The following is a 12,840-nucleotide window of genomic DNA, read 5'->3' on the forward strand; positions in this document are numbered from 1 at the left end:
TAATAGCATTTAGTTTAACAAAGGAATGTAACAAAAGTGTGGTAAAAAGATGGAAATTTAGTTAAATTTAATGAAATAATTATTTTTAATGTGAGAGAAGTAGAAACAACCTGAAATATGATACTTATAATACTATCTATTTTATAATTTTTTTCGTATAATTATATAGAAACACGCACATAAGCGCCATTTTCATTATATATAAGAAATTGGCGCTTATTCCTATGGATAGTTACATTTTACTTTTTTCTTTCGTATGTGATAATATACGTGCATGTTTGTAACACATAAAATGAGTCGATATAGTTAAGCTAAATAATATACAGTGTTTGTTTTGGAGAGGAAGATATTTTTGGGATTTTTTAATTTTTCACAGGATTTGGGAATTGACTTAGGTACTGCTAACACGCTGGTTTTTGTCAAAGGAAAAGGTGTGGTGGTTTCCGAGCCTTCCGTGGTAGCTAAAAATAATCAAACTGGTGATATTGAAGCAGTGGGGAGTTCTGCACGTAATATGATTGGTAGAACACCTGGTAACATAACAGTCGTAAGGCCTATGAGAGATGGCGTTATTGCTGACTATGATACAACTGCTGCAATGATGAAATATTATATTAAGAAAGCAATGAAAAATCGTTCTATGTTTGCGAAAAAGCCAAATGTAATGGTATGTGTGCCATCTGGAATTACGATGGTAGAAGAACGAGCAGTAATTGATGCAACAAAACAAGCTGGCGCTAAAGATGCGTTTCCTATTTCTGAGCCATTTGCAGCTGCCATTGGTGCAGGTTTACCAGTATGGGAGCCTACTGGAAGTATGATTGTAGACATCGGCGGAGGTACGACAGAGGTTGCGGTTATTTCACTGGGGGGTGTTGTAACAAGTAAATCGATTCGTACAGCTGGAGATGACATGGATGAAGCAATAATGAACTATATTCGTAAAAATTATAATTTAATGATTGGAGAAAGATCTGCGGAATCGGTGAAGCTTGATATTGGTGTAGCTGGTGAAGTAAAAGAAGATATTGAAATGGATATCCGCGGTCGTGATTTATTAACCGGCTTACCTAAAACTATAACAATTACCGCTAGTGAAATAGCAGGTTCTCTAAACGATACGGTAGAGGCGATCGTTGAAGCGGTTAAAAATACGTTGGAGGAAACTCCGCCTGAATTAGCAGCTGATATTATGGATCGGGGTATCGTTTTATCCGGTGGGGGTTCCTTGTTGAAAAATATCGATAAAGTAATTAGTGATGAGACAAAAATGCCGGTTTTTGTAACCGATGATCCACTTGAGAGTGTGGCAATCGGTACTGGTAAATCTTTGGAATACATTCAACATTTCCGTTCCCATCCGAATGTATCCGCTCATCCTATAACTAAGTAAGCTGGTGTCCACATGGCATTTTTTCGTAACAAGAAATTATTCATCATCCTAATAGGGGTGATCGTCCTGGTTGCATTAATTGGTTTCTCGCTGAAAGAGAGAAGCAACCTGACTACAGCTGAGCAATTTGTGAATGATACTGTGGGATGGGCGCAGCATATCATTTATGCTCCAGTTGAATTTGTTTCAGATATATTTACAAATATTGACGACTTTAGGGATACTTATAAAGAAAATCAAATCCTTAAAGAGAAGTTATCTCAGTATAAGGGCCTTATTTATGAAGTGCAGGAAATAAAGGAAGAAAATAAAGAACTGAGAAATTTACTTGACTTAAAAGAATCAGAGTCCTTACGTGATTATGAACCGATTCAGGCAACCGTCATGTCACGGTCTCCGGAGAGATGGATTGAGCAGGTAACTATTAACAAGGGAAAACAAGATGGGGTCAAGGCTAATATGGCTGTAATTACGGCAGATGGAATGGTAGGAAAGGTCCAGACACCGTCTCAATTTACCTCAACAGTTAAATTGTTAACAGGCTTTGATCAATTTAATCGAATATCTGCTACAATCTCTAGAGAGAAGGATGAAGGTAAGGATATTGTTGGAATGATTGAAGGCTTTGATGAAGAAAGCAATTCACTATTATTTCGAATTATTGAAAAGTCAGATAAGGATGTGAAAGAGGGGGAGTTAGTGTTCTCCTCTGGTATGGGTGGTGTTTTTCCGGCTGGACTACCAATTGGTACTGTAAAGGAAACAGCCCCAGATAAGTATGGATTAACAAAAACAGCCTTAATTGAACCAGCCGCTGATATGTATGAAATTAATCAAGTAATGGTGGTGGACCGTTCCATAGCAACCGACGAGAAGACGGAAGATAAGGAGGAGGAATAATGAAACGTTTATTTTTACCTTTTTTTCTCTTTTTATTTCTTGTTTCGGAGGGTGTCGCGTTGGAACTCCTACCCTCAAGTTTAATTACTGGAAATCTATTAATTGTTCCACATTGGGTGTTCATATTCTTGATCCTCATCGCTATTTTTTACGATAAGGAAGATACATATTATTCAGTATTATATGGGTTTATTTTCGGATTACTGATTGATATTGTGTATACAGGAGTACTTGGAGTGTATATGTTTTCTTATGCGCTTGTTATATATGTAATACATGGGTTCAAAAAAATGTTACATGGGAATATCTTTGTGAGCATCCTTTTAGGAATAATTGGGTTATCTTTAGCAGATATTGCTATAAATATTATTTATACAGTTGCTGGTATAGCGAGCATGGTCTGGAAGGATTACTTATTATACCGTTTACTACCTACGTTACTATCGAATCTGGTGTTTCTACTGTTTCTATATCCGATCTTTGTTAAACGCCTTACAAGATGGGGAAGAGATCAGCTATTCAGTAACAATTCGCTATAAATATAATGAGGTGAGCTTATCATGCTTGATAAGAAGCAGTTAATCACGATCAAAGGGACTAGAGATGGGTTGACATTGTTCATAGATGAAGCTTGTTCATATGATCTTGTAGTCAATGAACTAAATGCAACAATTGCGGAAAGTAGTCCTAAAGAAAATGAACCTGTTGTATCTGTAAAGGTCCAATTGGGAAACCGATTTATAACAGAACAGCAGAAACAGGAAATAACAGATATTATAACAAAAGACCATCGTTTTATCGTTGAATCTATTGAATCATCCGTGATCCGCAGAGAAGAAGCATTAAGATGGCAAGAGAATAGTGAGGTACAAGCTGTCAGCCGAATTATTCGCTCAGGGCAAATTCTTGAAGTGACTGGGGATCTACTATTAATTGGAGATGTTAATCCTGGTGGCAAAGTAGTAGCTACAGGAAATATTTACATAATGGGTAATTTACATGGCATTGCTCATGCAGGTTCCAATGGAGATAGACTGGCTTTTATTGCAGCCTCTTTTATGAAACCGAATCAACTAAGAATTGCTGATTATATAAGCCGTGCACCGGATTACGAAGCAGATGGTGTTTATATGGAATGTGGTCTTATTGATGAAGAACAGGATAAAATAGTAATTGATCGACTGCAGGTTCTTTCGCATAAACGACAAGTATTAAGCGGGTTTGAGAGGAGAATGCAAAATGGGTGAAGCTATAGTCATCACTTCCGGTAAAGGTGGTGTCGGTAAAACAACTACATCTGCAAATATAGGAACAGCTTTGGCGCTTATGGAGAAAAAAGTTTGTTTAATAGATACCGATATTGGCTTACGAAACCTTGATGTTATAATGGGACTGGAAAATCGCATTATTTACGATATTGTTGATGTAATCCAAGAACGTTGCAAATTAAAACAAGCACTAATTAAGGATAAGCGGTTTGACTATCTATCTTTGTTGCCGGCAGCTCAAACAAGTGATAAATCTGCAGTAACAACCGATGGAATGAAACAAATTATCTCAGAATTAAAGCAGGAATATGATTATATAATAATAGATTGCCCTGCTGGAATTGAACAAGGATTCCAGAATGCTGTGGCGGGAGCAGATAAGGCAATTGTAGTAACTACCCCTGAGAAATCTAGTGTAAGAGACGCAGATCGTATTATAGGCCTATTAGAAAAAGAAGATATGGAGTCGCCAAGATTAATCATTAATCGCATCCGTAATCACATGATGAAGAATGGAGATATGCTTGAGATTGACGAAATTATACAAGTACTCTCCATTGATTTGATTGGAATTGTGATTGATGACGATGAAGTTATAAAAGCATCTAATAAGGGAGAGCCCGTGGCACTTCAACCAAACTCCAAGGCCTCCATTGCATATAGAAATATTGCAAGAAGGATCCTTGGTGAAACTGTGCCTCTTCAATCATTAGAAGATGAAAAAGGTGTTTTATATAAAGTGAAGAAATTTTTCGGAATGAGAGCTTAATCCTTCGTACGTATTAAGTTAATTGTTTGCAATTGCAACATTCCTCGATTTGCTCCGTTTGATATATATAAATATAGGCAGCTTAGGTTTAGGAGAAAGGTGAAGGGAAATAAGACAACCCTTCACCTTTTTTTCATATCTGTAGCATTTCGTACATAGACTTGTACAAAAGATGTGAAGGAATGTGAGGACAATGAGCAGAGGAGTCAAGAAAGTTCGCCAATCAATTGAGGAAAGAAAAAAACTTCGTGGTTTACCTTATCAGCAGCAAGGAGCTAAGAGACCAATTAAGCCATCATTTCCCCAAGATGAAGAAAAACACGGCTATTTTCCAGTAATTGCTGAAACCACCATATCGGATAAAAGCCAAAATAAAGTAATGACTGGGTTTATTCTCAAAGGAATGTTGTCCATTTTATTGTTTTTCGGGGTGGCGTTTGTATGGAATACAAATGCAACTGGCTTTGAAGCACCAAAGGAATGGACAAGTGCTGTGTTAAAGGAAGAATTCCCCTTTGCAAAAGTTCAGCTATGGTACCAAGACACATTTGGAACTCCGTTAGCACTGACCCCAGACACAGAGAAACAGGATGAAAGTAACCAGATACTTTCTCTACCAGTACATGGCGATGTAGCAGAGAATTTTCAGGTGAATGGAAAAGGCATAAAAATACAACCTGGAAAAGCAGGCAATGTCGTTACACTACGTGAAGGAGTAGTGATATTTGCGGGAAAAGATAACGAAACAGACAACACGGTTATCGTGCAACATGCAGATGGGAGTAAATCTAAATATGGTTATTTAAGCTCAATCGATGTACACCTTTATCAATTTATTAATAGTAACGATTCAATTGGTAAGTTTTCTCCCACTGGTGAAAATAAGACAGTGTATTTCTCCATCGAGAAGGACAATGAGTATATAGATCCTGTTCAAGTAATCAAGGTGGACCAACTTGATTAGACACTTTCCGAGAATACACATTCACCCTGTATTGATGATCTTTGTTATACTTTCTATGCTTACAGGTACATTTATGGAATTATCAATCATTTTAGCTATCGTTCTATTTCATGAATTAGGTCATTATATTGCTGCGGTTGTACACAACTGGCGTATAAAGCAAATTATGCTCTGGGTCTTTGGTGGTGTTATGGAGGTAGATGAGCATACAACAAGACCTATTAGGGAAGAAGTAATTGTTACTCTAGCAGGGCCGTTTCAGCATCTGATAATTTATTTTGGGTTAATTGTTTGCAATGAATTCCAATTGCTGCCAAATTCGGTGTTGGATTTGGCATTTTATTATAATACAACGATTTTGTTATTCAATTTGCTGCCAATCTGGCCGTTAGACGGCGGTAAGTTACTACTTCAATGTCTATCATTTGTTTTTCCATTTCAAAAGGCTTATTATTCAACTTTATTAATTTCTATGATAATAAGTATAATTATTTTAGTCATCCAAATAACCTTCTTTCCATTTACGTTAAGTGCCTTTTTACTTCTTTTATTCTTATTTATGGAAAACAAAAATGAATGGAAACAACGATATTATGTTTTTATTCGTTTCTTAATGAGCAGGTATTATAATGGACCAAGCAAAATAGGTAGGAAATCAATCGTAGTTTCCCATGAGACAAAGGTTCTTGATATCTTTTCAAAATTTTGGCGTGATCGCAAGCATGCTATCTATGTTGTTTTTCCAGGAAACAGGCGTAAGTCGATTGATGAAAATGACTGTCTACACAGTTTCTTCCATGACAAAAATTATTCTAAGACAGTAGGAGAGATTACAGATTATATGACATAAGGAAATTTCCTTTTCACTTGTTGACAGAGTCTCGTTTCTTATGATAATATTAGTACGTTATTCATCGTAGCACCAGTGCTACAACCGCGCAGAAAAGGTCTTAAACTCATTACGAGTACCTTGATGGCGAGTCTGAGTTAATTAAGGAGGTGCAAGATATGTACGCAATTATTGAAACAGGTGGCAAACAAGTAAAAGTTGTTGAAGGACAAGAAATTTATGTAGAAAAAGTTGCAGCAGATGCAAATGATTCTATTACATTTGACAAAGTACTTTTCGTTGGTGGAGATGATGTTAAAGTAGGAGCTCCATTTGTTGATGGTGCTACTGTTACAGCTAAAGTTGAAAAACATGGCCGTCAAAAGAAAATCACTGTTACGAAATTTAAGCCAAAGAAAAACTACCATCGTAAACAAGGTCATCGTCAGCCTTACACTAAACTAGTGATTGACAAAATCAATGCATAATAAGGGATCTGAATATGATTCATACGACGGTTTATCGTTCGAATGGTGATATTACAGCCTTTAAGCTAACTGGACATGCCCAGAGTGGTCCGTATGGATATGACTTAGTATGTGCCGGAGTTTCAGCAGTTACTATTGGTTCTATTAATGCTGTGTTGGCTTTATGCGATGTTGAGCTTGATATAAAGCAGGGAGATGAAGGTGGGTATCTTTATGTTACCATTCCGGATTCCATCCCCTGTGAAAAAATGAAGCAGGTTCAGCTATTATTTGAAGGTATGTTGATATCCTTATCATCAATTGAGACAGAATATAGCAACTTTATAAAAATTCATAATACGTAAGGAGGTGCAAAACAATGCTACGATTAGATCTGCAATTTTTCGCACAGAAAAAAGGTGCCGGTAGTACGAAGAACGGTCGTGATTCTGAATCCAAACGTCTTGGCGCAAAACGTGCTGATGGCCAATTTGTTACTGGTGGTTCTATTCTTTACCGTCAACGCGGTACAAAGATTTATCCAGGTGAAAATGTAGGCCGTGGTGGTGATGACACACTTTTTGCTAAAACAGATGGTGTTGTAAAATTTGAACGCTATGGTAGAGACCGCAAAAAAGTAAGTGTATATCCAGTTGCACAAGAGGCATAATTTATAAAAAACCCTAGCTGATTTCTCGGCTAGGGTTTTTATATTGGGCAGCATAATATAGGATTAGGGATATTAAAGTAATTCATAATTTAGATATACTGCGACGTAACTAAGAATATAGAGGCTGCGTAAATCACCGCTACGGGGAAATATTCCGCTTTCCGCGGGCGGCTGATGAGCCTCCTCACGCTACGCGTTCCGGGGTCTCATCTAGGCCTCTCCTCCCGCAGGAGTCTCCATATTTCCCCTTCGCTACTATTTCCTATTATATCTACGCAGAAAAATTGCGTTCACATAGATCCAGAATATGCTGTGTACGAGTTGATTGGAGTGGAACGCGGCGACTCCTGCCGGAATAGCATGAGCTGAAGACACTAAACGGAGCGTAGCGGAGGAAGCGGCTGAAGCCATGCCGGGCGGCAAAGAAGCCACTGTGAGGTAACGAACAGATGTCGCACTTGTACCCGGAGGTGTGAAAGCGTCCGCATGCAACGAAAATCAATGGGGCACTTCTACTCAAATATTTCACTGAGCTTTTCATCACAAAGTTACGTCGCAGTTTACTCCAACTGCGAAGTAAATGAAAGTGTGTGAGCGAATGTTTATAATTTAACAAGTTAATTAGAATGAGAACCGTCGAAATCTATGGAGAGTAAACGTAATTCTTCATTTCAAATAACAGATGTTAGCTGGAGATGTAAGCCTAAGGAAAATTGAGATTAATTTTTTACTTTACTTCTGTGTTTGCTATCTAGCAAGATTTTGAACAAAACATGAACTTTCCTTTTTTTTCTGCTATACTTTTACTAATATGGAGGGAGAAAGATGAACGAGGAACAGGTCGTAAAATTACTGCAACATTATAGACATGACTTAATGAATCATCTCCAGCTCATTCAAGGCTATTTAAGTATGGGGAAAATAGAAAAGGTAGAATCTAAAGTTCAAAGTTGCTTTAATCATTATGATGAGGAAAGAAAATTAATGAGTCTAAACGCACCTTCGTTGTCTTTATGGGTAATTGAGTTTAACAGTAGATATGAGTATTTGCGTTTGGAATACAACATTCATGTCCAAAATAAAAACTTAAATCAAATAGATAAAGGGTTAAAGGACCAGCTTGAAAAAATCATTTCTTGTATTATTGAGGAATCCGATGGAACTGAGCTAATAGAAATTTCACTTCAGCTTGATGAAGCGGAAGAAAACACGATGACCAAAGTATTTTTATGTATTAAGATCAAAGTAAATAAAGAAGAAATTAAACAAAAATTGAAATCCATGGATTGGGAGTATGAACAAAATATCTCCGTAAATAATGAAGGGATAGCTTGTCAGTTTCTTATTCCATAAGTGTATGAGGTGAAAGTATGTTTGTAGATCAGGTAAGTGTTTATGTGAAGGCTGGAGACGGTGGAAACGGTCTAGTGGCATATAGGCGAGAAAAGTATGTTCCAAAGGGCGGACCAGCTGGTGGTGATGGCGGTAACGGTGCTGATATCGTTTTTAAAGTTGATGAAGGGTTAAACACACTAATGGACTTTCGTTATAACCGTCATTTTAAAGGTAAGCGCGGGGAAAACGGAATGAGTAAGACCCAACATGGGAAAAATGCTGCTCCGCTCATTGTGCCTGTTCCTCCGGGTACCACAGTGGTTGATGAAGAGACAGAAGAAGTTATCGCAGATTTAACTACCCATGGTCAACAGGCGGTAATTGTAAAAGGAGGCAGAGGAGGTCGTGGAAATACCCGCTTCGCAACTCCTCGCAATCCGGCTCCAGATATGGCAGAAAACGGGGAGCCAGGACAAGAAAGAAATATAAAAGTCGAACTAAAATTGATTGCAGATGTTGGACTTGTCGGCTTCCCGAGTGTGGGAAAGTCTACATTTCTGTCTGTAGTCAGTGCTGCCAAACCCAAAATTGCGGATTATCATTTCACGACACTTGCACCTAATCTCGGGGTCGTGGATACAAGTGATCAAAGAAGCTTTGTAATGGCCGATTTACCGGGCTTGATAGAAGGTGCCCATGAAGGGATAGGTTTAGGTCATCAATTTTTAAGACATGTAGAGAGAACCAGGGTAATCGTGCATGTAATTGATATGGCAAGTACAGAAGGTAGAGATCCTTATGAGGATTATCTTAAAATTAATAAGGAATTAACCCAGTATGATATGAACTTAATGAAAAGACCACAGATAATAGCTGCTAATAAAATGGACATGCCAGGCGCTTCCGAGAATTTAGAGCTATTTAAGAAGAAAATAGACAGTGAAATTCCTGTTTATGAGATTTCAGCTCTTACTAAAGATGGAGTAAGAGATATCTTGTTTGCAATTGCAGATATGCTTGAACGTATTCCAAAGATCGCTCCGGAATTAGAAGAAAACGAAGAAAAAGTAATCTATCGATATCAAAAAGAAGACGCACCATTTCAAATTAGCAGAGATGATGACGGGGCTTATGTTTTGAGTGGAGATAAAATCGAAAAGCTTTTCAAGATGACTGATTTTGCCAGAGATGAAGCAGTTCAACGATTCGCGCGTCAACTTAGAGGTATGGGAGTTGATGAAGCTTTGAGAAAACGAGGAGCAGAGGATGGAGACACGATCCGATTATTGGATTACGAATTTGAGTTTATCGAATAATTATTTCAAAATATAGCTTTTATAGGAATAGGGGGAGAGGTTTTGTCTATCTCAATAGGATATTTAGGGCCTAAGGGAACATTTACAAAATTGGCAGTGGACATTGCTTTTAATGGGGAAATTAAAGAAGGTTTTGGGACTATTCCAGAATGTATTGATGCTATAGAGGAAGATAAAATAGATATCGGTGTTGTGCCACTGGAAAATGCTATTGAAGGTACAGTGCAATTGACAGTAGACTATCTTGTACACCAAGTGAGGCTGCCAATTATGGCGGAAATTGTTGTTCCAATTGAGCAACATTTATTAGTCCATCCTGACTTTTCCGGTTCTGTTGATGATATAAAGGAGATACATTCACACAGTCATGCTATTGCCCAATGTCACCAATATATACACAAGCAAATCCCAAATGGAAAGATAGAATACACCTCTTCGACTGGGAAAGCTGCCGAGATAGTAAGTGAACAATTTAAACCTATTGCAGCGATTGGTAATAAGCTTGCAGCAAAAGAATATGGCTTACGAATTTTCCAAGAAAATATACATGATTATCCAAACAACCACACTCGTTTTATTGTACTTTCAAAGCAAAAAGAATTAGTACATATTAAACATGAAGCTACTGCAGAGAAAACAAGCCTGTTAATAACATTGCCCAGTGACTTTGCTGGGGCCCTTCATCAGGTATTGGCGGCTTTTGCATGGAGAAAGATGAACCTTTCTAAGATTGAATCCCGGCCAATGAAAACTGGATTAGGGAATTACTTTTTTATTGTGGATGTAAATCAGCAGTATGATGATGTATTATTCCCTGGAGTAAAGGCTGAACTAGAAGCACTTGGCTGCAATGTAACTATTCTGGGTACATACCCTGTCTATCAGTTAAATGTTTAATATTGGAATTAATAACCGCTCACTATGTGAATAGAGGGCGGTTATTTATATTTTATTAAATATGTTTCAACATTTATCCGTTACATGCATATGTTGATAGAGAGTAATTAGCCCAGAGTTATTTATGAAAGGAGTTTGGTTCGTCTTGAAAATACACATTGTTCAAAAAGGAGATACTTTGTGGGAAATCTCAAAAAAATATGGAGTGGATTTTGAAGAGGTTAAAAAGCTTAATAGCCACCTATCAAGCCCAGATATGATTATGCCTGGCATGAAGATAAAGATACCTAGTTCTTCAAAGACAGTAAAGAAGACGCAGATGCCAAAAAAGGAAATGCATAAGGAAAAAGTAAAACAGCCCTATAAGGATGTTTCGCCTAAACCTTTACCAGTGATAAAAGAGGATGATAAGGAGAAAAAGAAAATGGTTAAGCCAGAAATGCCTATGAAGCCATTACCTCAGATGCCGAAAATGCCAGAAATACCTACACAGCCTATTGTACAGCAGCCAACATTTGAACAAGAATTTCAAAATTATACTACAATCAATTTTCCGGAAATGCCTTACTATAGTCATGAGCACCACGAATCCGTATCTGATGAATCACCTGTAGATATGCCAGTAGCCCAACCTGCACCAGCTCATTTTATACCAATGTGTTGTCATTTTGTTCATCCGTGTTATCCATCAACACCATTCCCAATGATGGCTAATGTTGCAAGTACACCAATGATGCCAATGGCTGGTGGAATGCCAATGCATATGCAGCCACAGCAGCAACCGCAACATAGTAATTTAGGTGGTTGCGGTTGTAATGATCAAAACAACTATTCCAATGTTGGTTATCAAGCCCAGAATCATCAATTCCAGAATACACACCACAATATGGCACCGCCAACACCTAATTTCCAGTCACCTTATCATGGGAATACAATGTCTCAGACAGATCTTTTTCCACCACAATACGAAGCCAACAATATGAATAATAATTATCCTATGCCACCTGGGTATCCGTACCAGGGTTATAATCGAGAGAATGAGGAAGGATCAGAAAATGAATAAGAAAAAGGGAAGAGACGAGATTGTTCATCGTCTCTCTTCTTTTTTATATATTGAGGGAGGATTAGAAGTAGACGTTGCTGTTATTATTAAAAAAAATGTTTTTAAAGTAATAGGCAAGTCGGGTAAGCAATTTATTATAAAGCGTCATGCACAAAAAAACATAGTCGATCAACAGTGGCAGTTTTTTAATAACTTTTCGAACAAACCAGTGGTCCCGTTTGTCGCTTTCCCTAATGGCCGAAAAATTATTAAAGAAAATAACCAGTTTTGGACTATAGCACCTTTCATCGAAGGAGGCCATTTAAATTACAGATATAGGCGGGATCGAGAAAGTGCGGTAGCTACACTTAAAAATTTTCATGATCGAGCGGAGAACATATATATTGAACAACCTTTGATTAAAAATAATATCATAATAAGATGGTATAAAAGATTGGAAGCTTTTAAAAAAATAAATAATGTATTTGCTAAATATGGTTTGAAAAATTTGCATAAGGATATAGTACAAACAACGGTAAATCAATTTTATCTTTTATCACATTATTCTTGGGATGACTACGATTATTCGGGAAGAAAAGAAGGAACATGGATTCATGGGGATGTAGCTTCTCACAATTTCATAAAAAATAATGCTGATGAAGTCTTTATGATTGATTTTGACCTATTAGAATGCACTTCACCTATATATGATTATATTCAACTAGGCCAACGATTTTTGCCATATATAAATTGGAATCTTGACGAATTATTTTCATACCGGATGGTTCATGATGAGGAGTATAAGTTATGGTTGGCCGCTATTAATGTACCAAGTGATTTAATGAGGGAAACGCTACACATTATTTCTGCGAAACCAGCAGCAGTTGGAAATCATTTAAAACAAATGGAAAAACAGTGGATCAGACGCAAAGAGTTTTCAAATTACACAAACAAAGTGATACAATAAACATCGGATCTTATATAAAGGAG

Annotated in this window: 15 protein-coding genes and 1 other annotated feature; all 15 genes read left to right on the forward strand. The window is 37.3% G+C overall.

The window, feature by feature from the left end; all coding sequences use genetic code 11:
* Window positions 1-352 precede the first annotated feature (352 nt).
* On the forward strand, window positions 353-1,393 hold the full coding sequence (locus tag X953_RS08625) for a rod shape-determining protein (protein WP_040955207.1): 1,041 nt from the start codon (window positions 353-355) through the stop codon (window positions 1,391-1,393).
* A gap of 12 nt (window positions 1,394-1,405) precedes the next feature.
* Window positions 1,406-2,293, forward strand: a complete 888-nt coding sequence (gene mreC, locus X953_RS08630) for a rod shape-determining protein MreC (RefSeq protein WP_040955208.1) — start codon at window positions 1,406-1,408, stop codon at window positions 2,291-2,293.
* A complete protein-coding gene (mreD, locus tag X953_RS08635; protein ID WP_198023330.1) occupies window positions 2,293-2,832 on the forward strand; it encodes a rod shape-determining protein MreD in 540 nt (179 codons plus the stop codon). Before mreC ends, mreD begins: the two co-directional genes overlap by 1 nt.
* A 21-nt stretch (window positions 2,833-2,853) precedes the next feature.
* On the forward strand, window positions 2,854-3,540 hold the full coding sequence (gene minC / locus X953_RS08640) for a septum site-determining protein MinC (protein ID WP_040955209.1): 687 nt from the start codon (window positions 2,854-2,856) through the stop codon (window positions 3,538-3,540).
* Window positions 3,533-4,330 carry a septum site-determining protein MinD gene (minD, locus tag X953_RS08645; RefSeq protein ID WP_019376809.1) on the forward strand — a complete coding sequence of 266 codons (798 nt, stop codon included), beginning with the start codon at window positions 3,533-3,535 and terminating at the stop codon, window positions 4,328-4,330. The genes minC and minD overlap by 8 nt, the downstream gene beginning before the upstream one ends.
* Before the next feature lie 193 nt (window positions 4,331-4,523).
* The gene (locus X953_RS08650) at window positions 4,524-5,294 is read left to right on the forward strand and encodes a M23 family metallopeptidase (protein WP_040955210.1); all 771 of its coding nucleotides are present in this window, start codon (window positions 4,524-4,526) and stop codon (window positions 5,292-5,294) included.
* Window positions 5,287-6,144: a site-2 protease family protein gene (locus tag X953_RS08655; protein WP_040955211.1), complete on the forward strand. Its 858-nt coding sequence runs from the start codon at window positions 5,287-5,289 to the stop codon at window positions 6,142-6,144. The genes X953_RS08650 and X953_RS08655 overlap by 8 nt, the downstream gene beginning before the upstream one ends.
* A gap of 72 nt (window positions 6,145-6,216) precedes the next feature.
* Window positions 6,217-6,288: a sequence feature (ribosomal protein L21 leader region), on the forward strand.
* Window positions 6,289-6,302: 14 nt separating this feature from the next.
* Complete coding sequence (gene rplU / locus X953_RS08660; RefSeq protein ID WP_019376812.1) at window positions 6,303-6,611, forward strand: 50S ribosomal protein L21; 309 nt, start codon at window positions 6,303-6,305, stop codon at window positions 6,609-6,611.
* A gap of 14 nt (window positions 6,612-6,625) precedes the next feature.
* A complete protein-coding gene (locus tag X953_RS08665) occupies window positions 6,626-6,955 on the forward strand; it encodes a ribosomal-processing cysteine protease Prp (RefSeq protein WP_040955212.1) in 330 nt (109 codons plus the stop codon).
* Between the two features lie 14 nt (window positions 6,956-6,969).
* Window positions 6,970-7,260, forward strand: a complete 291-nt coding sequence (gene rpmA / locus X953_RS08670) for a 50S ribosomal protein L27 (RefSeq protein ID WP_019376814.1) — start codon at window positions 6,970-6,972, stop codon at window positions 7,258-7,260.
* An 825-nt stretch (window positions 7,261-8,085) separates the two neighbouring features.
* Window positions 8,086-8,613 carry a Spo0B domain-containing protein gene (locus X953_RS19095; protein ID WP_052350095.1) on the forward strand — a complete coding sequence of 176 codons (528 nt, stop codon included), beginning with the start codon at window positions 8,086-8,088 and terminating at the stop codon, window positions 8,611-8,613.
* A 17-nt stretch (window positions 8,614-8,630) separates the two neighbouring features.
* Entirely contained in the window at window positions 8,631-9,911 is a 1,281-nt protein-coding gene (gene obgE, locus X953_RS08680; protein ID WP_040955213.1) for a GTPase ObgE, read from the forward strand.
* A gap of 48 nt (window positions 9,912-9,959) precedes the next feature.
* Window positions 9,960-10,808, forward strand: coding sequence for a prephenate dehydratase (pheA, locus tag X953_RS08685; RefSeq protein ID WP_040957051.1), 849 nt, complete (start codon window positions 9,960-9,962; stop codon window positions 10,806-10,808).
* Between the two features lie 145 nt (window positions 10,809-10,953).
* Complete coding sequence (safA, locus tag X953_RS20545; RefSeq protein WP_052350096.1) at window positions 10,954-11,871, forward strand: SafA/ExsA family spore coat assembly protein; 918 nt, start codon at window positions 10,954-10,956, stop codon at window positions 11,869-11,871.
* Window positions 11,864-12,817 (forward strand): hypothetical protein, encoded by a 954-nt coding sequence (locus X953_RS08695; RefSeq protein WP_040955214.1) that lies wholly within the window; start codon window positions 11,864-11,866, stop codon window positions 12,815-12,817. The genes safA and X953_RS08695 overlap by 8 nt, the downstream gene beginning before the upstream one ends.
* Window positions 12,818-12,840: the final 23 nt, after the last annotated feature.

Origin of the sequence: Virgibacillus sp. SK37 (assembly GCF_000725285.1) — a bacterium.
Classification (GTDB): domain Bacteria; phylum Bacillota; class Bacilli; order Bacillales; family Amphibacillaceae; genus Virgibacillus_Q.

Excerpts from the sequence above, each read along its gene's own strand:
- X953_RS19095 (WP_052350095.1), top strand. The coding sequence starts at position 8,086 with ATGAACGAGGAACAGGTCGTAAAATTACTGCAACATTATAGACATGAC.
- X953_RS08695 (WP_040955214.1), top strand. The coding sequence starts at position 11,864 with ATGAATAAGAAAAAGGGAAGAGACGAGATTGTTCATCGTCTCTCTTCT.
- mreC (WP_040955208.1), top strand. The coding sequence starts at position 1,406 with ATGGCATTTTTTCGTAACAAGAAATTATTCATCATCCTAATAGGGGTG.
- rplU (WP_019376812.1), top strand. The coding sequence starts at position 6,303 with ATGTACGCAATTATTGAAACAGGTGGCAAACAAGTAAAAGTTGTTGAA.
- X953_RS08650 (WP_040955210.1), top strand. The coding sequence starts at position 4,524 with ATGAGCAGAGGAGTCAAGAAAGTTCGCCAATCAATTGAGGAAAGAAAA.
- minC (WP_040955209.1), top strand. The coding sequence starts at position 2,854 with ATGCTTGATAAGAAGCAGTTAATCACGATCAAAGGGACTAGAGATGGG.
- rpmA (WP_019376814.1), top strand. The coding sequence starts at position 6,970 with ATGCTACGATTAGATCTGCAATTTTTCGCACAGAAAAAAGGTGCCGGT.
- minD (WP_019376809.1), top strand. The coding sequence starts at position 3,533 with ATGGGTGAAGCTATAGTCATCACTTCCGGTAAAGGTGGTGTCGGTAAA.
- obgE (WP_040955213.1), top strand. The coding sequence starts at position 8,631 with ATGTTTGTAGATCAGGTAAGTGTTTATGTGAAGGCTGGAGACGGTGGA.
- mreD (WP_198023330.1), top strand. The coding sequence starts at position 2,293 with ATGAAACGTTTATTTTTACCTTTTTTTCTCTTTTTATTTCTTGTTTCG.
- X953_RS08665 (WP_040955212.1), top strand. The coding sequence starts at position 6,626 with ATGATTCATACGACGGTTTATCGTTCGAATGGTGATATTACAGCCTTT.